The following is a 23698-nucleotide window of genomic DNA, read 5'->3' on the forward strand; positions in this document are numbered from 1 at the left end:
CAGTCCTGTTCTCCTGGTGGGAGTTGCATCTGTGCGTGTGCGCAGCATTTCGGCCGTGACGGCGCTCGCGGTCGCTCTCAGTTCTGTAGCCCTGATCGGTTCGGCCGCGGGCGCCGCTGTCGCGGACAGCAGCGCCGAGCTGCCCATCACGTCCAGCGGCGACATCATCGTGGACGGCGTTCACCAGCGGGTCTTCATCAGTGACCCGTCGGGAGGCAAGGTCGTCGCCACCGACTACGACGGCACCGTCATCGGGACGATCACCTCGCTGCCGCAGGCGGACGGCCTGGAGCTTTCCGCCGACTCGGCAACGGTCTACGTCGCCGTGCCGGGAGCTGACGAGATCGTGGCCATCGACACGGCGACGGTCACCGAGACCGGGCGGTACGCGACGGGTGACGGCACACAACCGCAGCACCTGGCGCTCGCGGGCGGCAAACTCTGGTTCGGCTACGGCAGCGTCGGGCACGGCAACATCGGCTCTCTCGACCTGTCCGGCGGACAGACGCAGGTGTCGCTCGCGCAGGAGGCCGACGGGACGTGGAAGGACGCTCCCCTGCTGGATTCGGCACCCGGCGCTCCCGACACCCTGGCGGCAGGCTCGCGCCAGTACTACTTCACCCTCGGCATCTATGACGTGTCGTCCGGCACGGCCGGCCGGACCGCGTTCCTCGGCGGGCAGGACGCGGCCATCGGCAACACCGCGGAGGACCTGGCGCTCACCCCGGACGGCACAGAGCTGGTGGTGGCCACCACGGCCGGCGACTTCCAGCAGGTCTTTCGGACCTCAGACCTGTCGGAGACCATCCGGTATCCGAGCAGCTACTGGGAACAGCGGTCGGTGGATGTCGCGCCGGACGGCCTCGTCGCGGGGGGCACTGACACTTACGCCTCCTTCAATCTCCCCCATGTGTCCGTCTACAAGCCGGGCAGCACGACGCCGAGGCGGACCGTCGACTTCACCGACTACCAGAACGGAGTCGCCCAAGAGACCCTGCTCGATCACGGCGACCTCGCTTTCGCGCCCGACAGCAGCCGGCTCTTCGCGGTCACACACGGCCTCACCAACAAGTACCGCCTGCGCGTCGTCACCGACCCCGGCAAGGCCGTCACCACCATCACGGTGAACGCCCCGGCGACGGCCGACCGTGCCAAGTCGCTGACCGTCTCCGGCAAGGTCACGAACACGCTCGGACTGCCCGCGGGGACCACCGTCGCGGTCGCCCGGACGGACCTGGAGTCCCCGAACGGCAAGGCGCTCCCGGCCGTGACGGTGAAGGCGGACGGGACCTTCTCCTTCACCGACACCCCGCCCGCGGGCGGCAAGGTCGCGTACAAGATCTCGTATGCCGGAGACGCCGACCGCACGACTGCCTCCGCCTCCGACACGGTCGAGGTCTCCCGGAACTCCACGACCCTGACGGTGAACAAGAACGGCAACGTCTACGACTACGCCGGCAACGTGACGTTCACCGCCCACCTCGGCACGACGTACAAGAACCGGACGCTCTCGCTGTACGCGGACACCGCGGGCGACGGCAAGGGCGCGTACCTGGTCAAGACCGGCACGGTCAACAGCGAGGGCAACCTGTCGGTCACCTTGACCCTGAAGCGCGACACCACGGTGAGCGCGTCCTTCTCCGGCGACGCGCGGACCGCCCCGAAGACGGCCACGAGCTGGGTGGGCGCGAAGGTCAAGGTGTCGCTGAGCCTTGGCCGCTACTACAAGACGGCCACGGTCAGCGGGCACACCAAGTACTACTTCCGGAAGACGACGAATCCGCTCTTCACGACCACGATGACGGCCTACCCCGGCCGCTCGCAGAGACTGCAGTTCCAGATCTACTCCGACGGCGCCTGGCGCTCGGCGGGCTCCCAGTACTTCAAGCTCGACTCCACCGGCAAGTCGCTGGTGGAACTGGGCGGCACGCACCAGACCGGTTACTCGATGCGCGTGCGGTCGTCCTACATCAACAACACCTCGGGCGACACCGTGAACTCGACCACGCACGGCTCCTGGAAGTACTTCACCTTCACCAGCTGAGGCCGCCCGCCCCCAGGCCCGGCGCGTCCGATGACGCGCCGGTCCTTGGGACACAACTTCCTGGACAACAAAAAACCCCCGGGTCTCTGACCTGGGGGTTTCGCATGGAGCGGGTGACGAGAATCGAACTCGCGCTCTCAGCTTGGGAAGCTGATGTTCTACCATTAAACTACACCCGCGTAAGACGCCGACCGAGGTCGGTGTCGGAACGCAACATCACCTTACCTCATGGCAGACCCCCGGCGCTGAAGCCGCGGGGTCTGAGTGTGTTTCAGGGGAGGGACGGGGCTGCGGGCGGCCGGAGTTGGGGCGTACGGTGGAGGCGTGGGAGAGGGTCCGGGTGAGGCCGGAGTGCCGCCTGGAGAGTCGTTCCTTTAATCCCGTAATGTGGCATTTGTCGTCCGGTGAGCAGCCCGGCGAGGCTCTTTGGGGAAGGGACTCCAGAACTTGATGGAGCGCACCGTCGTCCGTTGTCCCGATGGGCACGTGTTCAGCACCGCTTCGTTCCCGATGCAGCAGGCCGAGCGACTCGGCCCTGGTCGGTTGCTCCGATGTCCACGCTGTGCGCGGCTTCGCAGCGTCGTACCGGTCAGTCTCGAGAGGCGGTAGCGGCACAGTAGTCAGTAACCGCAGGCGCGCGGGTTGCCACGATTGTGGTCGGCTCGCGCGCCTTGCGTATCCTCGGGGCGTGCTTCTCTCAGACAAGGACATCCGGGCCGAGATCGACGCCGGGCGGGTACGGATCGATCCCTTCGAAGAATCAATGGTGCAGCCGTCGAGCGTCGACGTCCGGCTGGACCGGTACTTCCGGGTGTTCGAGAACCACCGGTACCCGCACATCGACCCCTCCGTCGAGCAGCCCGACCTCACGCGGCTGGTGGAGCCGGAGGGCGACGAGCCGTTCATCCTGCACCCCGGGGAGTTCGTGCTCGCGTCGACGTACGAGGTCATCACGCTTCCCGACGACCTCGCCTCCCGCCTGGAGGGCAAGAGCTCCCTCGGCCGGCTCGGGCTCGTCACCCACTCCACCGCCGGGTTCATCGACCCCGGGTTCTCCGGTCACGTGACCCTGGAGCTCTCCAACCTCGCCACCCTGCCCATCAAGCTGTGGCCCGGCATGAAGATCGGGCAGCTGTGCCTGTTCCGGCTCTCCTCGCCGGCCGAGTTCCCGTACGGCAGCGAGCGGTACGGGTCCCGGTACCAGGGGCAGCGCGGGCCCACCGCCTCGCGCTCCTACCTGAACTTCCACAGGACGCAGGTGTGACGGGGTGAGCGGGGCGCGGGAGAACCTGACCTACGAGGCGTTCGGGACGGCCGTCCGGGAGCTGGCGCAGACCATCGCCGACGACGGCTACGAGCCGGACGTCGTCCTCAGCATCGCGCGCGGCGGGGTGTTCGTCGCCGGTGGGCTCGCCTACGCCCTGGACTGCAAGAACATCCACCTGGTGAACGTGGAGTTCTATACCGGGGTGGGGACCACCCTGGAAATGCCGGTCATGCTCGCCCCCCGTCCCCAACGTCATCGACTTCTCCGACAAGAAGGTCCTCATCACCGACGACGTCGCCGACACCGGCAAGACGTTGAAGCTGGTGCGGGACTTCTGCCTCGACCACGTCGCCGAGGTGCGCTCCGCCGTCATCTACGAGAAGCCGCAGTCGCTGGTGAAGTGCGAGTACGTGTGGAAGCGCACCGATGAGTGGATCAACTTCCCGTGGAGCGTCCTGCCCGTGGTACGTAAGTCGGGCGTGCCGATCACTCCGTCGAGGGAAGCGCTCTGACTTCGGTCATGAGGTCGCTCCGACTTCGGTCATGAGGTGGGGGAGGAACGGCGTGCTTCTCGGTCACGGGCAGCACGAGAGCCCCTCGGTGAAGTGCCGGGGGGCTCTCTCGCTGCTGCGGCGTCGGGTTCGTGGCCGCCGTCGGCTACCGCCGGGCGGGCCGGCGCGGCGCCGTACGGGTGGTCGGCTCGGGTTCCCCCGCCCCGGACGAGAAGGGCTCGTCCTCGAAGATCTCGTCCCCTCCGAAGTCCGGGGCCTGGAAGGGCTCCGTCGCCGGAGGCGGTGAGACGGCGGTGGAACGGCGTGGCTGCCCTTCCAGGGCGGAGAACAGCGAAGTCTGGTCGATGAGAGTTCTGCCTTTCGTTGCAGGCCCCTGACGGAGCCTGGTGTGCCACGTCCGGGCACAGCGGTTCTACAACTTGGTCATCTTGGTGTACGGGCTCAGGATCCGCATCTGTGCCGTGCCGAAATCCACGAGGGCCGCGATGCCTTCCTCGATGCCGATCACCCGGCCGAGGCCGTACATGTCGTGAGTGACCTGATCGCCCGTCGCGAAGTGCTTCGGGGCCGGTGCGACCGGCGCCTTGAACGGGCTCGTGGGCAGATGGCGCTTCTGTGCCGCAGGCTTTGTCATGGCTCAGTATGCGCCCAGCCGGGTCCCGTTCGCTGTGGCCATCGGCACAGATCCGGATGGAGGCGCCGGCGACCCGCCGCTGACCTGGTGTTTCGAGATGAGGGCAGAGACGCGGTCGGGTAAAAAATCCGGCCACGGGCCGCCCTCACCGACCCGCGGGCCGCCCTCACCGACTAGAACGTGCCCAGCTTCACGATCGACAGCAGGGCGATCAGCTGGATCGCCGACGCGCCCAGGGCCTTCGGCCAGGGCAGGTCGTGGGAGCGGCTGACCATCATGGTCAGCAGCGCACCGGCCGCGACCCAGGTCGCCCAGCCGAGCATCTGCACGAACGTCGCGTCGCCGCCGAAGAACATGGCGAAGACCAGGCGAGGGGCGTCCGTGAGGGACGCGATCAGCATGGAGAGGCCGACCGTGGGCTGCCAGGCCCCGTCGCCGCCGAGCTGGCGGGCGAGGGTGTGGGTGACCACGCCCAGGACGAAGTACGACAGGACCATGGCGACGGCCGTCGTCAGGACGATCGGCACCGCGTTCGACAGGGTGGCGTTGATCGCGTCCGAACGGGCGCCGTCGAAGCCGAAGACGGCCAGCAGGCCGTAGAGGAAGGTGACGACGAGGGCGGGGCCCCACATCGCGTAGTCCCGCATCTGCAGGAACGTCTGGGCGGGGGAGAGGACGATTCCCCGGAGCAGGTCCTTCCAGTGCAGGCGGGGACCGATCGGGCCGGACGGCGGCTGGGCCGAACCGGCACGGTAGGTCTCGCCCTGGCTGTACGGGTCCTCGCCGACGGAGAACGCCTGCGTGTGCCCCGGGTTGTTGGCCGCGTACGGGTCCGGGCCGCCCTGGGGCGCGTAGCCGCCGCCGTCGCCGAAGTACTCCGGCTCGCCGTAGCCGCCGGCGCCGCCCGACTGCGGATACTGGCCGCCGCCGTTGCCGTACTGCTGCCGACCCGGGTGGGGATGCGGCGCCGGCGGGTAGCCGTACGACGGTCCCTGCGGCGTCTGCTGTCCGTGCGGGGGGTTTTGCGGTCGCGTTTGCGGAGCGCCGTTGTTCCGGGCGCCGCGTCCGATCCTGAATCCAGCCACGTCTTCGAACGTACCTGGTCCCGGAGAGTGACGTGCCGGGCCCGGCCGTTCGGGCCCGGCTTTGCGGCCGACCTGTGACATCCCCTAAGGGGACGGGTCAGGGACCCCTAGGGAGCCGGGTGCCCCGGGAGCCCCCGGAGACCGTAAGTCCCCTTGTGTCACTGGGCGATCTCCCAGCCGAGGTCGGCACTGCCCTTGAGGGAGAGGTCGCGGGCGGTGAACGACTTGGCGCCGGTGGTGGTGAGGCCGGAGGCGGTGCCCTTCAGGACGGTGATCGCCCCGTAGCCGTTCTCGTTGCCGGTGCCGATGACGAGGTCGGCCTTGCCGTTCTTGTCGAGGTCGGTCAGACGGACCGTCACGCCGAAGGCGTCGCCGGTCTCGCTGGTGCCGGGCACGCCCGTGGTGTTCTGGGTGTACGACTTGGCGTTCGAGGTCTTCAGACCGGTGGCCGAGCCGAACAGGATCGTCACCGAACCCGAGTCCTTGGCGGTGCCGTTGTCCTCGCCGAAGGCGCCCACGGCGACGTCGGCGTACGTGTCGCCGTTGACGTCGCCGACGGCGAGCGCCGAGCCGAAGAGGTCGTCGGCCTCGCCCGAGCCGGGGACGCCGGTCGTGTCCTGGTGGACGACCGTCGGCGTCTGCGCGGGGTCGGGGCCGTTCGGGCCGCCGTACCAGACGCTGATCTGGCCGCCCTTGTGGCCGCTCGTCTTGTCGGCGCGCGGGTCCTGGTGGTCGCCGAGCACCAGGTCGCCGTAGCCGTCGCCGTTGATGTCGCCGACCGCGCCCTGGTGGCCGTCGGCGGCGGGCAGCGCGGTGGTGGCGTAGTCGGAGTCGGGGTGGCTCTCCCAGCCCTCGGGGTCGTAGTCGATGTACTCGATGATCCCGGCCTCGTCGCTCTCCTGGGTGTACGGGTACGCCCGTTCGGCCGCCCGGTCGCCGTCGATGTTCCCGGCGATCACCTCATCGGTGGAGCCGACCTCGTCCACGGCGGACAGGATCGCGGGCTGGCCGGTGCGGGCGAAGGGGCCCCGGTACAGGCCGGTGCGGCTCTGGCCGGTGATGGTCACGTCCGTCTTGCCGTCGCCGTTGAAGTCGCCGGTGGCGATGGAGCCGGAGTAGCCGCCCCACTCGCTCAGGCCGGACGGGGAGGGCAGTGATGCGCCGCCGGACAGGCCGGACTTGGAGCCCCAGATCACGGTCGCGCTGCCGACGCCGGCACGGTCCCCGATGCCCTCGTTCGGGGTGCCGACGATCAGGTCGGCGTAGCCGTCGGCGTCCAGGTCGCCGGTGGCGAGGCCGCCGCCGAAGCGGTCGAGCTCCTCGGCGGTGCCCGGGACGCCGGTGGAGTTCTGGGTGATCACGGTCTTCCTGGTGGCCGAGACACCGGAGGACGAGCCGTAGAGCACGACGACCGCGCCGGCGCACGAGACCGTGCCGACGGTGGCGCAGGGGGCGCCGACGGCGGTGTCGCGGTAGCCGTCGCCGTTGAAGTCGGCGGCCAGACCGGTGGCGGCCGTCGCCGGGGCTGCGGTGAGGGTGAGCAGCCCGCCCGTCAGCGCGGCCGCGGTGGCCGACGCGAGGGCGAGTCGCAGGGTCTTGTGCATGCGGGGTCTCCTGCGGCATGCGGGGATGCCCGGGGGCATCGACAGTCGGTGGCGTGCCCGCCGTCCGGTGTGCGGGGCGGCAGGCGATCAGGAGACCTTCGCCGCCGGGTAAGGGTTGTACGTGAGTACGGTAAATATTCTCGGGCGGGACGGCGGCCGATCACCGGGCGGTGTCAGCGGTCGGCCAGGAACTCGGCCGTCGAGAAGCGGACCGCCGGCCGCTGGGCCACCAGCCCTTTCCCGGCCCCGGGAAGGACCTCGACCGTGTCCTTCGTTTCGCCCCGGTACGTCCGTACCACCAGGTCGGCGCGGCCGTCGCCGTCGAAGTCCGCCGCCGTGAGGACCCTCGTCGTGCCGGGGACGGGCGCCTTCACGGTCACCGTGTCCGAAGCCGAGAGGCCGGACTCGCGGCCGTGGAACACCTTCAATCCGCGCCCGCCGGCGATGAGTTCGTCCAGGCCGTCACCGTCGAGGTCCGCCGTGGCCAGGCGGGGGCCGGAGACGGGGAGGGTGGCGCGGGCGGAGGCGGGGAGGTCGTAGCGCAGGGACGTTTCGGCGGTGGTGCCGACCGCCGCGTCCAGGGCTCTGCCCCGGCCGAAACGGCCGAGGGCGACGTCGAGGCCCTCGGGGAGGGCCGTGCCGGTGCGGGTGGGACCGTCCGGGCCGCCGAGGACGATCGTCGAGGCGCCGGAGTCCTCCGTCGTACGGACGACGAGGTCGTCGTATCCGTCGCGGTTCACGTCGGCCGCGGGGCCCGTCGGGGCCTCGCCGGTGGAGGAGAGGGGGGCGGCGGACGCGCGCGGGGTGCCGTTACGGCCGAACGGGCCTCGCAGGTAGGTGAGTCGGCCGCCCGACGCATGCAGCACCAGGTCGTGCGCTCCGTCGCCGTCGAAGTCGCCGCACACCGGCTGGTCGGGCCAGTCGGTGCCGGCGCGGGCCCGGGCCGGGACGGTGAGGTGGACCGCGCGGGTCAGGCCCGCCGGGGAGCCGAAGAGGATCTGGAGCGGGACCGGCGGCCGGCCGCGGCCGTCATAGGGCGGGTCCGTCGAGACGACGAGGTCGGTGAAGCCGTCCCGGTCCAGGTCGCAGCTCGCCTCCGCGTCGAAGACGGCCGGGAGACGACCCCCGGTACGCGCCGCGTAGGCGGCGGGGGCGAGCAACTGCCGTGCGCCCGGGGCGAGTCCGCGCGCGCCGCCGTAGACGATGCCGATGCCGGCGTCGTCGGCGTGGCTGTGGGCCTTGACCAGGTCGTCGAGGACGAGGTCGCGGTGGCCGTCGCCGTTGAAGTCGTCGGCGACCTTGCTGCCCGTGCCGTGCGGGACGGGCAGCTTGGCGGGGGCGTCCGCGACCCGTGCGGGGGTGTGCCCGGCGGCCGGGGTGTCCGTGCCGGGGCCGCAGGCGGCGAGCAGCAGGAGGCAGCCGCACAGCGCCGCCGTGACCGTCGGCCCGTCTCTTCGCACGCGCACCGCCCACCCCGCCCGCCCACCCGACAACGCCGGCCTCATCATGCACGCGTCCGGGACACCGCGACAGCCCGCCCGCGCCCGGGCACAGTGGAGGGATGAGCGCAGACGGAGGGAACCTTCTCGCTGGGGCACGGGTGGCGACCCGGCTGCCCGCCCGGGACCTCGACCGGGCACGCCGCTTCTACGCCGAGATGCTGGGACTGGAGCCCGTGGACGAGCGGCCCGGCGGGCTGCTGTACCGGTGCGGGGGAGTGGAGTTCGTGCTCTTCCGCTCCACGGGGACCTCGCCGGGGACGTTCACGCAGATGGCGTTCGAGGGCGTCGAGGACCTGCCGGCCGTCGTGGCGGAGCTGCGTCGGCGCGGGGTGGTGTTCGAGGAGGTGGACGCGCCGGGGCTGCGGACCGTGGACGGGATCGCGGAGGTCGAGGGCAACTATCCGAGCAAGGGTGCCCGCGGGGAGCTTGGCGCGTGGTTCCGGGACAGCGAGGGGAACCTGCTGGCCGTCGGGCAGCCGGTGTTCTGAGACCCGGTGGACGGGTGGAGGATGGGCCCATGAGCGTAGTGAAGATCAACGTACTGACCGTGCCGGCCGAGCAGCGCGAGGTCCTGGAGAAGCGGTTCGCCTCGCGCGCCCACGCCGTGGACGGTTCCTACGGCTTCGAGTGGTTCGAGCTGCTGCGACCGCAACAGGTGCGCTGATGTACCACTAAGTCGCTCACGCGCTCCTGATCACCCTTGCGGCAGGATGGGGGCATGAGCGTAGTGAAGATCAACGTACTGACTGTCCCCGCCGAGCAGCGGGAGACGCTTGAGAAGAGGTTCGCCCACCGGGCTCACGCCGTGGAGAGCTCCGACGGCTTCGAGTGGTTCGAACTTCTCCGCCCGGTCGAAGGCACCGACAACTACCTCGTCTACACGCGGTGGCGTGATGAGCAGTCTTTCCAGGCTTGGCTTGAGGGTCCTATGAAGGCGGCGCACCAGGGCAGCGGTGAGGATGGCGGCGAGAAGCCGATGCCAGCCGCCACGGGGTCGACTCTGTGGTCCTTCGAGGTCGTTCAGCAGGCTCGGTCCAAGAACGGATAGACCAGAAACCGTCGAACGCCACGCCCGTCTCTCGGTTCGGACTCTCCTGCGCCGGCAAGGAGCAGTCAACTCAGCGGCTTGGTTCAGTGCTGGGGCGCCATTGGCCGCTGTTCTTCTGATCGCCGCCCAAGTCATTAAGTCCCCAGGGTCCGAATTCTCCCCTCCGCTACGGTGAGGTGCTACCGCCTGTAACCAACGGGGAAGAAGTAACGAACGAGGCAGAGGCGTCTGATGTGCCAATGGCCTGACTGTCTGCCTGGTCCGTGCTCCTGAACGACCTGCGTCAAACCGGGAGCACGGACGGGGCGTCCCTCGGGGGATGGCCCCTTCGTGCAGCGAACGTTCGCTCCGCTAATTGGGCGGATCTATGTGCTTGGTCCATCCCACAGCAAGTCCCCACGACCCGTCTGTCTTGTTCGCGACCGATACGACGACATTGTCGTGAATCTTCTTCAGGCCCACTTCATTGAATTGGCCCGGGTCGCTGTTTCCGCAGGTGACGGTGTAACCCACGATGGATCCGACGTTCACATCGACGGTTCCGGATCCTGAGCAGATGATTCCGATTTCCAGGGTGCCCCGTTGAATTCTAGGAATCGCAGGGAACTTGCGGGAACCGGTCTTGCCTACTGCCTTGATGAACGTCTTCTGCGCGTCTGTCAATTGAGGTGGCGCGTGGTCGTCTGCGGTCGCGGAAGGAGAGTCGGACGAGCGTACGGGGACTGGCGTCTTGTCCACAGCCGTGTGGCTCTCGTTCGACGATGAGTTGACACAACCGGTCAAGGCCAGCAGAGCCAGCGGAATAAGAATCCCTATTCGTCCCATGTGTACCATCCGACGTGCATGGGGCCGTAGCCCGTCACTGGGTTCTTCGTCACGTAACAGGTGTGGTGCTGGTAGTACGCGGTGCCAGTGAACTTACGGCGCCACACGCCGTATTGAGCGTAGACGGTCTTGTGCGGAGGCACCCCCTTCACGTGAACCACGTTGCCCAGCTTGGCGGTTATCGAAGCAGACAGTGTCACGCCGAACTTCGTGTTGACTTCCTGCAGTACGTTGCTGACCTTGGTCGTCAGTTCGCCGCTGAAGCTGACTCCGACGGTCCCGGACGTCTCGGCCGTGAAGTCCATGTCTTCTTTTTCACTGGTGCCGTTGTAGTTCGAGTTGCGGGGGCCCACGGCCCAGTGGTACTTGCCGCCCAGGGACTTTGGCTTGAACCAACGGCTCTCGTCGCAGTCGCCGGCGGCAGGGCACTTCTGGCCCGGTTGGCATGTACCACCGGGGATATCCGGCTCTTTGTCCAGCGCGGGATCCGTCGGCGCGTTACTCAGCGATTCTGTCGGGCTGGCAGGTGGTGCAGTGTTGAGTACGCCATCGACGTCGTCGTTCCCGTCCTGCGCCGTTGCTGTGACGGTCGGCGTCGGTATCGCTGCAGGATCAGCAGCCAGCGCGGGGACTGAAGTCCCCAAGACCATGGCGCTCGCGAAAACTATTGAGCTTGTGAATAGACGCACCTGTCCCCCTGTTCCTTGCGGATGGAAGCGGTTGGTCGGGCCGCTGATCAAGGAGATTAGGGATTAATGAGTAATGCAGGTGCAAAATTGAGCGGATCCTGAGCTTGGGCGGTCTCCTTGCCTGAAGAGCAGAGACATTCGGCGGCGGCGCCGAGGGGCGCGTGAGGCGTACGACGGCGCTCGCGTCGTGATGCGTGTGACGGCGTCCGGGCCCTGAGTCGTACGACGGCGCCCCCCGCCTCGTGGGAGGCAGGGGGCGCCGTCGTGGTCGGGTGGGTTACTTCACCGGCTCCGGTTCCGGGGCGCTCTCCGTCTCCTCCTCGCCCGCCGGGTCGACCGGCGTCCTGACGGATTCGAGGAGCAGCTGGGCGACGTCGACGACCTGGATGGACTCCTTGGCCTTGCCGTCGTTCTTCTTGCCGTTCACGGAGTCCGTGAGCATGACCAGGCAGAACGGGCAGGCCGTCGAGACGATGTCCGGGTTGAGCGAGAGGGCTTCGTCGACGCGCTCGTTGTTGATGCGCTTGCCGATCCGCTCCTCCATCCACATCCGCGCACCGCCGGCGCCGCAGCAGAAGCCGCGCTCCTTGTGGCGGTGCATCTCCTCGTTCCGGAGGCCGGGGACGTTGGCGATGATCTCGCGCGGGGGCGTGTAGATCTTGTTGTGGCGGCCCAGGTAGCAGGGGTCGTGGTACGTGATGATGCCCTCGACCGGCGTGACCGGGACCAGCTTGCCCTCGTCGACGAGATGCTGGAGCAGCTGGGTGTGGTGGATGACCTCGTAGTCGCCGCCGAGCTGCGGGTACTCGTTGCCGATGGTGTTGAGGCAGTGCGGGCAGGTCGCGACGATCTTCTTGGCCGACTTGGGCTTGGCGGACTCCGGGACCACCTTGCCGTCGTCGTCGAGTTCCTCGCCGAACGCCATGTTCAGCGCCATGACGTTCTCCATGCCGAGCTCCTGGAACAGGGGCTCGTTGCCCAGGCGGCGGGCGGAGTCGCCGGTGCACTTCTCGTCGCCGCCCATGATCGCGAACTTGACGCCCGCGATGTGGAGCAGCTCGGCGAAGGCCTTGGTGGTCTTCTTGGCGCGGTCCTCCAGGGCGCCGGCGCAGCCGACCCAGTACAGGTACTCGACCTCGGTGAGGTCCTCGATGTCCTGGCCGACGACCGGGACCTCGAACTCGACCTCCTTGAGCCACTCCAGGCGCTGCTTCTTGGCCAGGCCCCAGGGGTTGCCCTTCTTCTCCAGGTTCTTGAGCATCGTGCCCGCCTCGGACGGGAACGCGGACTCGATCATCACCTGGTAGCGGCGCATGTCGACGATGTGGTCGATGTGCTCGATGTCGACCGGGCACTGCTCGACGCAGGCGCCGCAGGTGGTGCAGGACCACAGGACGTCCGGGTCGATGACGCCGTTGTCCTCGGCGGTCCCGATGAGGGGGCGCTCGGCCTCCGCGAGGGCGGCGGCGGGCACGCCGGCCAGCTGCTCCTCGGAGGCCTTCTCCTCGCCCTCCATGCTCTTGCCGCCGCCGGCCAGCAGGTAGGGGGCCTTGGCGTGCGCGTGGTCGCGCAGGGACATGATCAGCAGCTTCGGGGAGAGCGGCTTGCCGGTGTTCCACGCGGGGCACTGCGACTGGCAGCGGCCGCACTCGGTGCAGGTGGAGAAGTCCAGCAGGCCCTTCCAGGAGAACTGCTCGACCTGGGAGACACCGAAGACGTCGTCGTCGCCGGGGTCGGTGAAGTCGATCGGCTTGCCGCCGGACGTCATCGGCAGCAGGGCGCCCAGGGAGGTCTCGCCGCCGGCGTTGCGCTTGAACCAGATGTTGGGGAAGGCCAGGAAGCGGTGCCAGGCCACGCCCATGTCGGTCTTCAGGGCAACCGTGATCATCCAGATGAAGGAGGTCGCGATCTTCAGGCCGGCGAAGAAGTAGGTGAGGTTCTGCAGCGTGGAGACGTCCATGCCGGCGAGCCAGTGGACCACCGGGTAGGAGATGAAGAACGAGGCCTCGTAGGAGTCCACGTGGTGCTGGGCGCCCTCGAGCGCGTGCAGCATGAAGATGCAGACGCCGACGATGAGGATGACGGCCTCGACGAAGTACGCCTGGCCGAAGTTGGAGCCCGCGAACCGCGACTTCCGGCCCGGCCTGCGCGGGTGGCTCAGCTGGCGGATGCCGATGAGCACCAGGATGCCGAGCACGGTCATCGTGCCGATGAACTCGACGAAGACGTTGTACGGCGTCCAGTCGCCGAGGACCGGCAGCAGCCAGTCGGCCTGGAACAGCTGGCCGATGGCGTTGACGATCGTCAGCAGCAGGGTGAAGAAGCCCACCGCCACGAACCAGTGCGCGACACCGACGACACCCCACCGGTTCATCCGGGTGTGGCCGAGGAACTCCCTGGCCACGGTGACGGTGCGCCGGCCGGGTTCGTCGGTGCGGGTACCCGCGGGCACGCTCTGGCCGAGCCGCATGAAGTTGTAGATCTGCAGGATGGCGCGGGCGAACAGCGCCACGCCAACCACGATCAGAACCAGCGACACGATGATCGCGGCGAGTTGCATTTGGGGGCTCCTCGGGCCTGCGAGGGGTTCTCTCGAGGGAATCCTCGACATTACTAAGCGGTAACTTATGCAGTCCGTCTGAGACTACCCACATTCTCCGTCGCAATGTAGTCAGCGGTGCGGTGATCTGCGTCGCTGAGGGTCACCTCAAAGGTCCGGGACGATCCGATCGTGTTATTCGCGCCAAATTGATACATTCGCCCCTAATTTAGACCTGTGCTCTACGGGATCGCCGCCGCCACCACCGCCCTGCTCCTCGCCGCCGTGCTCTCCGCACTCCTGCGGGTCCCCGCCCTGCGCCTCGGGGTCGTCGACCGGCGGCGACAGCGGCCGCTGCCGCTGTCCGGGGGGGTGGCCGTCGTGCTCGCCGGCTGTCTGGTCGCCGGCGCCGGGGACTGGGCGGGCGTCGCGCCGCTCGGCGGCGGCGTGGGACGCCTGCTCGTCGCCGGGGCCGCGGTCGCCGCGCTGGGCCTCCTCGGTGACATCGGGCGGCTCAGACTGCGGGTGCTCGTCGCCGGTACGGCGGTGGCGGCGGCCTGCGTGGTGCCGTACGGGGAGACGGGTGTCGGCGGGGGGCTGCTGGCCGTCGGGTGGATCACCTTCGTCGCCCTCGGGTTCCGCGCCCTCGACCACGCCGACGCGCTCGCCGGGACCGTCGGCGTCCTCACCGCCTTCGGGGTGGGGGTCTGCGCCGCCGCCGAGGTGATGGAGGGGCTCGCCGTGCTGCTGAGCGTGCTGGCCGCCGCGCTGACCGGGTTTTTGATGCACAACTGGCCTCCCGCGCGCGTGGGACTCGGCGCCTGCGGCTCGCTGTTCGCCGGGTTCGTGCTGGCCGCCGCCGCGGTGTTCACGCGCGCCGGCTACGGGCTCGCTTCCACTGCGGGCGTGCTCTTCCCGCTCACCGCCGTCGCCAGCGCCGACGTGCTCCTCGTGGTGCTGGCGCGGCGGCTCGGCGGGCGGCCGCTGCAACGGCGCGGGCCGGACCATCTCGCCCAGCGGCTGCGGCGGTTGGGGGTGACCCCGCAGGGGATCACCGTGCTGCTGGGAACCGGGGCGTTTGCGGGGGTGCTCGTCGGGGTGCTCGTGGACATGGGGTGGATCGCCGGATCCGGGGTGTGGTGGGTGGGGGCGGGCGCCCTGATCCTCGTCCTGGCACTGCTCCGAATCCCTGATCGTCCCCCTAGGGGTTCGGCATCTGCGCAGGTCACCGGCAGGTTGCGTGTAAGGAACGGATAAGAGTTGAGCCCATACGACTCATGTCTGTTGACCCATTCGCCGCCGTCATGCACACTTGAGTCCGTTCCACTCAAGTCAGCTGGAGGAATCAACCATGGCACGTGCGGTCGGCATCGACCTGGGCACGACTAACTCCGTCGTCAGCGTTCTGGAGGGCGGCGAGCCCACCGTCATCACCAACGCCGAGGGCGCCAGGACCACGCCGTCCGTCGTCGCCTTCGCGAAGAACGGTGAGGTGCTCGTCGGCGAGGTGGCCAAGCGCCAGGCGGTCACCAACGTGGACCGGACCATCCGCTCCGTGAAGCGCCACATGGGCACGGACTGGAAGATCGAGCTCGATGGGAAGCAGTTCAACCCGCAGCAGATGAGCGCCTTCATCCTGCAGAAGCTGAAGCGGGACGCCGAGTCGTACCTGGGCGAGAAGGTCACGGACGCGGTCATCACCGTCCCGGCCTACTTCAACGACTCCGAGCGTCAGGCGACCAAGGAGGCCGGCGAGATCGCGGGCCTGAACGTCCTGCGCATCGTCAACGAGCCGACCGCGGCCGCGCTCGCGTACGGCCTCGACAAGGACGACCAGACGATCCTCGTCTTCGACCTCGGTGGCGGTACGTTCGACGTCTCGCTGCTGGAGATCGGCGACGGCGTCGTCGAGGTGAAGGCCACCAACGGTGACAACCACCTCGGTGGTGACGACTGGGACCAGCGCGTCGTCGACTACCTGGTGCAGCAGTTCAAGTCCGGTCACGGCGTGGACCTCGCCAAGGACAAGATGGCCCTCCAGCGCCTCCGCGAGGCCGCCGAGAAGGCCAAGATCGAGCTGTCCTCGTCCACCGAGACCTCGATCAACCTGCCCTACATCACCGCCTCCGCCGAGGGCCCCCTGCACCTCGACGAGAAGCTCACCCGCGCCCAGTTCCAGCAGCTGACCGCGGACCTGCTGGAGCGCTGCAAGACGCCGTTCCACAACGTCATCAAGGACGCCGGCATCTCCATCAACGAGATCGACCACGTCGTCCTCGTGGGTGGCTCCACCCGTATGCCCGCCGTCGCCGAGCTCGTCAAGGAGCTGACCGGCGGCAAGGAGGCCAACAAGGGTGTGAACCCGGACGAGGTCGTCGCCATCGGCGCCTCGCTCCAGGCCGGTGTCCTCAAGGGCGAGGTCAAGGACGTCCTGCTCCTCGACGTCACCCCGCTGTCCCTCGGTATCGAGACCAAGGGCGGCATCATGACCAAGCTCATCGAGCGCAACACCACGATCCCGACCAAGCGCTCCGAGATCTTCACCACGGCCGAGGACAACCAGCCGTCCGTGCAGATCCAGGTCTACCAGGGCGAGCGCGAGATCGCGGCGTACAACAAGAAGCTCGGGATGTTCGAGCTGACCGGTCTGCCGCCGGCCCCGCGCGGCGTGCCGCAGATCGAGGTGTCCTTCGACATCGACGCCAACGGCATCATGCACGTGACCGCCAAGGACCTGGGCACGGGCAAGGAGCAGAAGATGACCGTCACCGGCGGCTCCTCGCTGCCGAAGGACGAGGTCGACCGGATGCGCCAGGAGGCCGAGCAGTACGCGGAGGAGGACCACCGCCGCCGCGAGGCCGCCGAGACCCGCAACCAGGGCGAGCAGCTCGTCTACCAGACGGAGAAGTTCCTCAAGGACAACGAGGACAAGGTTCCCGGCGAGGTCAAGACCGAGGTCGAGGCCGCCGTCGAGGAGCTGAAGACCGCGCTCAAGGGCGAGGACACCGCCGAGATCCGCACCGCCACCGAGAAGGTCGCCGCGGTCTCCCAGAAGGTCGGCCAGGCCATGTACGCCGACGCCCAGTCCGCGCAGGCCGCGGGCGGCGCCGACGCCGGTGCCGAGGCGCCCAAGGCCGACGACGACGTCGTCGACGCCGAGATCGTGGACGACGAGCGCAAGGACGGTGCCGCGTGACGGAGGAGACCCCGGGCTTCGAGGAGAAGCCCGACGTCCCCTCAGGCGCCACCTCTGACGACGCCGAGCCGAAGGCCGCCACCTCCTCGGAGGGGGCGGCCCCGGCCGGGGACGCAGCTCAGATCGCCGGTCTGACGGCCCAGCTGGACCAGGTGCGCAAGGCGCTCGAGGAGCGCACGGCGGACCTCCAGCGGCTCCAGGCCGAGTTCCAGAACTACCGCCGCCGCGTGGAGCGGGACCGGATCACCGTCAAGGAGATCGCCATCGCGAACCTCCTGACCGAGCTCCTGCCCGTGCTCGACGACATCGGCCGCGCCCGGGAACACGGCGAACTCGTCGGCGGATTCAAGTCCGTCGCGGAGTCGCTGGAGACCGTCGCGGCGAAGATGGGTCTGCAGCAGTTCGGCAAGGAGGGCGAACCCTTCGACCCGACGATCCACGAGGCCCTGATGCACAGCTACGCGCCGGACGTGACCGAGACGACCTGCGTGGCGATCCTGCAGCCCGGGTATCGCATCGGCGAGCGCACCATCCGGCCCGCCCGGGTGGCCGTCGCCGAACCGCAGCCGGGCGCGCAGACGGTCAAGGCCGAGGGGGCCGAGGAGGCTCCCGCGGCCGGCGACGAGAAGGACAACGGCCCTGAGGAGGGCTGACGTAGACACCGAGCGGAACACCGGAAAGGGGGCGCGTCGAGGATGAGCACCAAGGACTTCATCGAGAAGGACTACTACAAGGTCCTCGGCGTCCCCAAGGACGCCACCGAGGCCGAGATCAAGAAGGCGTACCGGAAGCTCGCCCGCGAGTTCCACCCGGACGCCAACAAGGGCAACGTCAAGGCCGAGGAGCGCTTCAAGGAGATCTCCGAGGCGAACGACGTCCTCGGTGACCCCAAGAAGCGCAAGGAGTACGACGAGGCCCGCACCCTCTTCGGCAACGGCGGCTTCCGCCCGGGGCCGGGCGGCGCGGGCGGCTCCTTCAACTTCGACCTGGGCGACCTCTTCGGAGGCGGCGCCCAGGGCGGCGGTCAGGGGGCCGGCGGCTTCGGCGGCGGGCTCGGTGACGTCTTCGGGGGCCTGTTCAACCGGGGCGGCTCGGGCACCACGCGCGTGCAGCCCCGGCGCGGCCAGGACATCGACACCGAGGTCAGCCTCAACTTCACCGAGGCGATCGAGGGTGCGACGGTCCCGCTGCGCATGACCTCGCAGGCACCGTGCAAGGCCTGTTCCGGCACCGGCGACGCCAACGGCAACCCGCGGGTGTGCCCGACGTGCGTCGGCACCGGCCAGGTGGCCCGGGGTTCGGGCGGCGGCTTCTCGCTGACCGACCCGTGCCCGGACTGCAAGGGCCGCGGTCTGATCGCGGAGAACCCCTGCGAGGTCTGCCACGGCAGCGGGCGCGCCAAGTCGTCCAGGACCATGCAGGTCCGTATCCCGGCAGGGGTGGACGACGGCCAGCGCATCCGGCTGCGCGGCAAGGGTGCGCCGGGTGAACGGGGCGGTCCGGCGGGCGACCTGTACGTCACGGTCCACGTCTCCGCGCACCCGGTCTTCGGCCGCAAGGGCGACAACCTCACCGTCACCGTGCCGGTGACGTTCTCCGAGGCGGCGCTCGGCGGCGAGGTCCGGGTCCCCACCCTGGGCGGCCCGCCCGTCACCCTGAAGCTGCCGCCGGGCACGCCCAACGGCCGTACGATGCGCGCCCGTGGCAAGGGCGCGGTCCGCAAGGACGGCACCCGCGGGGACCTGCTGGTCACCGTCGAGGTGAGTGTCCCGAAGGACGTGACGGGGAAGGCTCGTGACGCGCTCGAGGCGTATCGCGAGGCGACCGCGGGCGAGGACCCGCGGGCGGAGCTGTTCCAGGCGGCGAAGGGAGCTTGATCGAGATGGACGGCCGTCGACGCAACCCGTATGAACTGACCGAGGAGACCCCGGTCTACGTCATCTCGGTGGCTGCCCAGCTCTCCGGTCTGCACCCGCAGACCCTGCGCCAGTACGACCGCCTCGGCCTGGTCTCCCCCGACCGCACGGCCGGGCGGGGCCGCCGCTACTCGGCCCGCGACATCGAACTGCTCCGCCAGGTGCAGCAGTTGTCGCAGGACGAGGGCATCAACCTGGCCGGCATCAAGCGCATCATCGAGCTGGAGAACCAGGTCGCCGCGCTCCAGCAGCGCGTCGTCGAACTCCAGGCGGCCGTCGACGGGGCCGCCGCGGCGATGCAGCAGCGAGAGGCCGCCGTGCACGCCTCCTACCGGCGCGACCTGGTGCCGTACCAGGAGGTCCAGCAGACCAGCGCGCTGGTCGTGTGGCGGCCCAAGAAGGCGAAGGACTAGCGACACGCGTGGACGAAGGGGCCCGGAGGCGCAGACCTCCGGGCCCCTTCGCATGCTCTCGCGGGCGTCAGCGGCCGACGAAGAACTCCAGCGTCGAACTCTGCCCGCTCTGGCGCCCGTAGGCGTCCACGGCGTACACGGTGGCCGTGCAGGGGCCGTTGTACGGCGGTGTCCAGGAGATGTCGCCGGTGGTGGACAGCTGCGTGCCGCTGGCGCCGCAGGCGCCCTCGATCTCCCAGGAGTAGCCCTTCAGGACGCGGTCCTCGTCGCCCGCGCCGGGCGCGGCCGTGACCTTGACGGGGGAGCGGGCGGGGATTCCCGCCGAGACGAGCGTCAGGCTCGGCGCGGCCGGGCCGGTCTGGGTGGCCCGGGTGAGCCGGTCGACGGTGAGCACGTCGGAGGGCGCGGACTCGGCGCCCGTGCCGTCCACGGCGACGACGTAGTAGGACGCCTCGCCGGCCGGGGCGACGATGTCGTCCCAACCGCCGCCGCGCACGCTGCCGATGGCGCTGAAGCCGCCGTCGGTGCGGCGGTAGACGTTGTACTGACCGGAGTCCTCGGGCAGGTCCCAGCGCAGCTCGGTCCGGTCGTCGTGGAGGGTGGCGGTCAGTCCGGCCGGGGCGGGCGTGCCGCTCGGCTCGGGCCGGGTGGCGGTCACCGGGGCGGAGGCGGGGGAGACGTTCCCGGCGCCGTCGACCGCGTACACCCGGTAGACGTAGGCGGTGCCGGTGTCGGCGCGTACGTCGGTGAAGGACGTGCCGGTCACCAGGCCGGGTCCGTCGGCGTCCTGCTGTCCCTCGGGCGCGCCCCACACCTCGTAGTGGTGGACGTCCGCCGCGCCGGAGGCCTGCCAGGCGACGGTGTTCCCGGCGGTGGTGCCCTTCGCCGTGACGCCGGTGGGCTCTCCCGGCGCGGTGCGGTCGACGGTGGTCACGCCCTGGTCCGCGGTGCCGGCCGAGGTGTTGGCGGCCTTGTCGTAGGCGCGCACCTCGTAGTAGTACGTGTCGCCCGTCATCGGCAGGGCGGTGTCGGTGTACGACGTCGAGGTGGTCGTCGCGAGCGGCGCGGAGCCGAACGACGTGCCCTTCAGCCGCCGGTAGACCCGGTATCCGGCGAGATCCATCTCCTTGTTCTTCGTCCAGGTCAGCTTCGCCTTCCCGGTCGCCGCGTCGTACGACAGCGAAGTCCCGGCGGGCACCAGGGGCTTGACCTGGTCGACGGCGGCGGAGGTGCGGGGGGTGTAGGTGAACCGGACCTTCGCGGCGCCGGTGAAGTTCGCGTAGTCCACCCGGAGGGTGTGCTTGCCGGAGGGGATGGTGACGTGGACGGTCTTCTGCACCGTCGACGACACGTTCTTCCAGAGGTCGATCCTGCGGGTGCCGTCGAGGTAGACGCGGATGCCGTCGAGGCCGCTCGCGGTGAGCGCGAAGGGGCCGCCGGAACCGAAGTCGCGGGTGACGCTCCAGCGGACGCCGAAGTTGTCCTTCGGCAGGCCGGTGGCGGGGGCACCGCTCCAGCTCTGGTCGATGACGCTGTCGCAGTCCGTCTTCTTCGCCGTACCGGAGAAGGCGGTGTTCCCGAAGAACTGGCGCTTGAAGACGGGCGAGGTGCAGGTGGTCGCCGCGGAGGCGGTGGAGACGGACGCGCCGAGGAGGGCGCCCGCGGTCGCGAGCACCAGCGTCGAAGCCGTCGTACGTCTGGCTGAGTTCATTCGATCCTCTGATCGGTCGAGGACGGCTGTTCGGGACCGTCATGATCACGACTCGCGAGGTATCGGCTTGGTTGTACGGATCTTTGCCTGACGATTGCCTGCCGTTGCATGGAGAGTCCGTAAAGGGTGTTTGGAGGCGTTTCCTTCATGTCTTCACAAGCCAAGCGGAGCGTGGCGTTGCGCACTCGTTAAGTGGTTCCGCTTGACGCCCGGGGGCGGCTGCGCGTTGGCTTTTCAGACATCCGGGCACCTTCAGGCGCCCGTGTCCCGTAGGCACCAGAAGTGAGCAGGCCTGTGAGCAGTCCCACGCGTCGTATCGCCATATCCGTGGCCGCGTCCACGATGACCCTGTCGCTGGCCGGGTGCGGCATGCTCAACGCGTCGGGGGACAGCAGTTCGGCGAGCCCGACGAAGGGCAACGACGTCACCATCGGCCTGTTGCTGCCGGAGAAGGCCAACACCCGCTACGAGGACTTCGACTACCCCATCATCAAGGACCAGGTCGAACTGCTCACCAAGAAGCAGGGCAGCGTCGACTACCAGAACGCCGACCAGGACGCCAAGAAGCAGGCGAGCCAGATGCAGAAGATGATCGACGACAAGGTCGACATCATCCTGCTGGACGCCGTCGACTCGCACGCCATCGCCGGCGAGGTGAAGAAGGCCAAGGACGCCGGCATCCCGGTCATCGCCTACGACCGCCTCGCCGAGGGCCCCATCGACGCCTACGTCTCCTTCGACAACGAACTGGTCGGCGAGGTCCAGGGCCGCACCCTGCTCGACGCCCTCGGAGGCAACGCCGACACCTCCGACAAGGTCGTCATGATGAACGGCTCGCTCACCGACCCCAACGCCAAGCAGTTCAAGGCGGGTGCGCTGTCGGAGCTCAACGGCAAGGTGACGATCGCCGCGTCCTACGACACCAAGGACTGGAAGCCGGAGAACGCCGAGGCCAACATGACCCAGGCGATCGACAAGATCGGCAAGGACAACATCGCGGCCGTCTACTCCGCCAACGACGGCATGGCGGCCGGTGTCATCGCCGCCCTGAAGAAGGCCGGCGTGACGAAGATGCCGCCCATCACGGGCCAGGACGCCGAACTGGCGGCCGTGCAGCGCATCGTCGAGGGCGACCAGTACATGAGCGTCTACAAGTCCTACCCGCAGGAGGCCGAGGCCGCCGCGCAGATGGCCGTGGCCAAGGTGCAGGGCCACGACATCCAGTTCGACGCCCTCACCCAGGACACCGTGGACAGCCCCACGAACCAGGACATCCCCGCCCAGCTGGTCACCGTGACCGCCCTGACGCGGAAGAACATCAAGCAGACGGTGATCTCCGACGGCATCTACACGGTCTCGCAGATCTGCACCTCGAAGTTCACCTCCGCCTGCGCGTCGGTCGGGCTGAAGTAGCCCGGAGCGCGCAGCGTCGGATATCCGCCATGAGACCCCGTCGGAAGCACGTTCTGGCGGGGTTCTCCACGATGCCCCCACAAGTCCCCTGTACCACCGTCATCTTGTTGCAACCCGACGTACGGAGGGTCCGAAATACCCGTACAAACCGGTGCTTTCTTTAGGCCGTGGCCGTCGAAGCCGTGTTGCGGAGCAGGGTGTGTCCGCGCATAGTTGCGCTGCGGAAGACGGCGGAACCGGGGGGTGGGATGGACGATGGCCGGGCACGGGGCGGACGCTCATCCACACGGTGCTGACCGACTCTGCGAGGCCGGGGACCGCGTGTACTCCCGGGCCGTACGGCGCGGACGGGTGTCGCGCCGCGACGCCGAGCCGGTGCCCTGCCTGCTGGAACTCGCCCTGCTGCACCCCGACCCCGACGACATGGACTGGCTGGTCCCGACCTCGCCGCAGGAGGTCATGACCCGGCTGCTGCGCGGGGTGTACGACGAGGTCAGCTCCAGTCAGCGGCGGGTGGGTTCGGCGGTGGCGGCCTTCGAGTGGTACGCCGGCCTCGGGCCCTCCCTCCAGCAGCCGGGCCCCGCCGAGGGCTCCGCGATCCGTGTCCTGGACGGGCTCTCGCGCATCCAGGCCGCCATGGACGAGGCGACAAAGGCCTGCACCACAGAGGTCCTCACCGTCCAGCCCGGGGGCATCCGGCCGGAGCACGAGCTGACCGAGGGCCTGCACCGGGCGCTCGCCCTGCGCGGCCGGGGCGTGCGGATGCGCGACCTGTACACGCACGTGGCCCGGCACGGCCAGGGCCTGCTCAACTACCTGGAGCTGATGGGCGACGCGGTCGAGGCCCGCACCCTCGACGAGGTCATCGACCGTCTGATCCTCTTCGACCGCACGGTCGCCTTCATCCCCGCCAACGCCGACCGAACCCTCGCCCTGGAACTGCGCCACCCGGCCCTGGTCGGCTATCTGGGTACGGTCTTCGACCGCCTGTGGCGGCTGGCCATCCCGCTGACCGCCCCGCTGCCCGACACCGGCATCGAGGGCATCTCGCACCGCGAGCAGTCCATCGCGGCGCTCCTCGCGGAGGGCCACCAGGACGCGGTGATCGCGGAACGGCTGGGGATAAGCGTCCGTACCTGCCGGGCCCACATCGCGCGGCTGTCCGAGACCCTGGGCGCGGCCAGCCGCACCCAACTCGGCGTCCGCATCGCCCAGGTGGGCCTGGACGGCCCGCGTCACCCCGCTGACGTCACGCCGGTCACTCTTCCGGGTCAGGAGTCCCGGACGGCCCGCTGAGCCC

19 protein-coding genes, 1 tRNA gene and 2 pseudogenes are annotated in these 23698 nt (G+C 69.1%); 13 read left to right on the forward strand and 9 right to left on the reverse strand.

The window, feature by feature from the left end; translation table 11 throughout:
* The first annotated feature begins 55 nt into the window (after positions 1-55).
* Positions 56-2044 (forward strand): Ig-like domain repeat protein, encoded by a 1989-nt coding sequence (locus tag FBY22_RS41785; protein WP_313905487.1) that lies wholly within the window; start codon positions 56-58, stop codon positions 2042-2044.
* 105 nt (positions 2045-2149) lie between these two features.
* On the opposite strand, the gene FBY22_RS41790 is transcribed toward FBY22_RS41785, so the two are convergent.
* Positions 2150-2223 (reverse strand) — tRNA-Gly (locus tag FBY22_RS41790).
* A gap of 509 nt (positions 2224-2732) precedes the next feature.
* On the opposite strand from FBY22_RS41790, the gene dcd reads away from it, so the two are divergent.
* The gene (gene dcd / locus FBY22_RS41795) at positions 2733-3308 is read left to right on the forward strand and encodes a dCTP deaminase (RefSeq protein ID WP_142153886.1); all 576 of its coding nucleotides are present in this window, start codon (positions 2733-2735) and stop codon (positions 3306-3308) included.
* A gap of 4 nt (positions 3309-3312) precedes the next feature.
* A pseudogene (locus FBY22_RS41800) lies at positions 3313-3823 on the forward strand (phosphoribosyltransferase).
* Between the two features lie 412 nt (positions 3824-4235).
* Here FBY22_RS41800 and FBY22_RS41805 read toward each other — a convergent pair.
* The 4 genes from FBY22_RS41805 to FBY22_RS41820 form a co-directional block, all read right to left on the reverse strand.
* On the reverse strand, positions 4236-4457 hold the full coding sequence (locus tag FBY22_RS41805) for a hypothetical protein (RefSeq protein WP_142153888.1): 222 nt from the start codon (positions 4455-4457) through the stop codon (positions 4236-4238).
* Between the two features lie 173 nt (positions 4458-4630).
* Positions 4631-5623 carry a YIP1 family protein gene (locus FBY22_RS41810; protein ID WP_142153890.1) on the reverse strand — a complete coding sequence of 331 codons (993 nt, stop codon included), beginning with the start codon at positions 5621-5623 and terminating at the stop codon, positions 4631-4633.
* A 77-nt stretch (positions 5624-5700) separates the two neighbouring features.
* Positions 5701-7146, reverse strand: coding sequence for an FG-GAP-like repeat-containing protein (locus FBY22_RS41815; protein ID WP_142153892.1), 1446 nt, complete (start codon positions 7144-7146; stop codon positions 5701-5703).
* Positions 7147-7319: 173 nt separating this feature from the next.
* A complete protein-coding gene (locus FBY22_RS41820; RefSeq protein ID WP_260845386.1) occupies positions 7320-8612 on the reverse strand; it encodes a VCBS repeat-containing protein in 1293 nt (430 codons plus the stop codon).
* Between the two features lie 95 nt (positions 8613-8707).
* Here FBY22_RS41820 and FBY22_RS41825 point away from each other — a divergent pair, with 95 nt between their 5' ends.
* The 3 genes and pseudogenes from FBY22_RS41825 to FBY22_RS41835 all read left to right on the forward strand — a co-directional run bounded on the left by FBY22_RS41825 (position 8708) and on the right by FBY22_RS41835 (position 9696).
* Positions 8708-9136 carry a VOC family protein gene (locus FBY22_RS41825; protein WP_142153894.1) on the forward strand — a complete coding sequence of 143 codons (429 nt, stop codon included), beginning with the start codon at positions 8708-8710 and terminating at the stop codon, positions 9134-9136.
* 29 nt (positions 9137-9165) lie between these two features.
* A pseudogene (locus tag FBY22_RS41830) lies at positions 9166-9285 on the forward strand (antibiotic biosynthesis monooxygenase); the annotation flags it as partial.
* An 81-nt stretch (positions 9286-9366) separates the two neighbouring features.
* The gene (locus FBY22_RS41835) at positions 9367-9696 is read left to right on the forward strand and encodes an antibiotic biosynthesis monooxygenase (protein WP_142153896.1); all 330 of its coding nucleotides are present in this window, start codon (positions 9367-9369) and stop codon (positions 9694-9696) included.
* A 351-nt stretch (positions 9697-10047) separates the two neighbouring features.
* Here FBY22_RS41835 and FBY22_RS41840 read toward each other — a convergent pair whose 3' ends face one another.
* From FBY22_RS41840 to FBY22_RS41850, 3 genes are all read right to left on the reverse strand, one after another.
* Positions 10048-10521 carry a hypothetical protein gene (locus FBY22_RS41840; RefSeq protein ID WP_142153898.1) on the reverse strand — a complete coding sequence of 158 codons (474 nt, stop codon included), beginning with the start codon at positions 10519-10521 and terminating at the stop codon, positions 10048-10050.
* Positions 10509-11171 carry a hypothetical protein gene (locus FBY22_RS41845; RefSeq protein ID WP_142153900.1) on the reverse strand — a complete coding sequence of 221 codons (663 nt, stop codon included), beginning with the start codon at positions 11169-11171 and terminating at the stop codon, positions 10509-10511. The genes FBY22_RS41840 and FBY22_RS41845 overlap by 13 nt, the downstream gene beginning before the upstream one ends.
* Positions 11172-11487: 316 nt before the next feature.
* A complete protein-coding gene (locus tag FBY22_RS41850; protein WP_142153902.1) occupies positions 11488-13770 on the reverse strand; it encodes a (Fe-S)-binding protein in 2283 nt (760 codons plus the stop codon).
* A 216-nt stretch (positions 13771-13986) separates the two neighbouring features.
* On the opposite strand from FBY22_RS41850, the gene FBY22_RS41855 reads away from it, so the two are divergent.
* The 5 genes from FBY22_RS41855 (at position 13987) to FBY22_RS41875 (ending at position 19274) form a co-directional block, all read left to right on the forward strand.
* Positions 13987-15006, forward strand: a complete 1020-nt coding sequence (locus tag FBY22_RS41855; protein ID WP_142153904.1) for an MraY family glycosyltransferase — start codon at positions 13987-13989, stop codon at positions 15004-15006.
* A gap of 94 nt (positions 15007-15100) precedes the next feature.
* Complete coding sequence (dnaK, locus tag FBY22_RS41860; protein ID WP_142153906.1) at positions 15101-16945, forward strand: molecular chaperone DnaK; 1845 nt, start codon at positions 15101-15103, stop codon at positions 16943-16945.
* Positions 16942-17598: a nucleotide exchange factor GrpE gene (gene grpE / locus FBY22_RS41865; RefSeq protein WP_142153908.1), complete on the forward strand. Its 657-nt coding sequence runs from the start codon at positions 16942-16944 to the stop codon at positions 17596-17598. Before dnaK ends, grpE begins: the two co-directional genes overlap by 4 nt.
* Before the next feature lie 42 nt (positions 17599-17640).
* Positions 17641-18822 carry a molecular chaperone DnaJ gene (dnaJ, locus tag FBY22_RS41870; protein ID WP_142153910.1) on the forward strand — a complete coding sequence of 394 codons (1182 nt, stop codon included), beginning with the start codon at positions 17641-17643 and terminating at the stop codon, positions 18820-18822.
* A 5-nt stretch (positions 18823-18827) separates the two neighbouring features.
* On the forward strand, positions 18828-19274 hold the full coding sequence (locus FBY22_RS41875; protein WP_142153912.1) for a heat shock protein transcriptional repressor HspR: 447 nt from the start codon (positions 18828-18830) through the stop codon (positions 19272-19274).
* A gap of 67 nt (positions 19275-19341) precedes the next feature.
* On the opposite strand, the gene FBY22_RS41880 is transcribed toward FBY22_RS41875, so the two are convergent.
* Positions 19342-20985, reverse strand: a complete 1644-nt coding sequence (locus FBY22_RS41880) for a fibronectin type III domain-containing protein (protein ID WP_142153914.1) — start codon at positions 20983-20985, stop codon at positions 19342-19344.
* A gap of 294 nt (positions 20986-21279) precedes the next feature.
* Between FBY22_RS41880 and FBY22_RS41885 the strand changes: the two genes are divergently transcribed.
* Entirely contained in the window at positions 21280-22398 is a 1119-nt protein-coding gene (locus tag FBY22_RS41885; RefSeq protein ID WP_260845387.1) for a sugar ABC transporter substrate-binding protein, read from the forward strand.
* 255 nt (positions 22399-22653) lie between these two features.
* Positions 22654-23694, forward strand: a complete 1041-nt coding sequence (locus FBY22_RS41890) for a helix-turn-helix transcriptional regulator (protein WP_142153916.1) — start codon at positions 22654-22656, stop codon at positions 23692-23694.
* Positions 23695-23698 lie beyond the last annotated feature (4 nt).

The sequence above is a fragment of the Streptomyces sp. SLBN-31 genome, assembly GCF_006715395.1.
GTDB lineage: Bacteria > Actinomycetota > Actinomycetes > Streptomycetales > Streptomycetaceae > Streptomyces.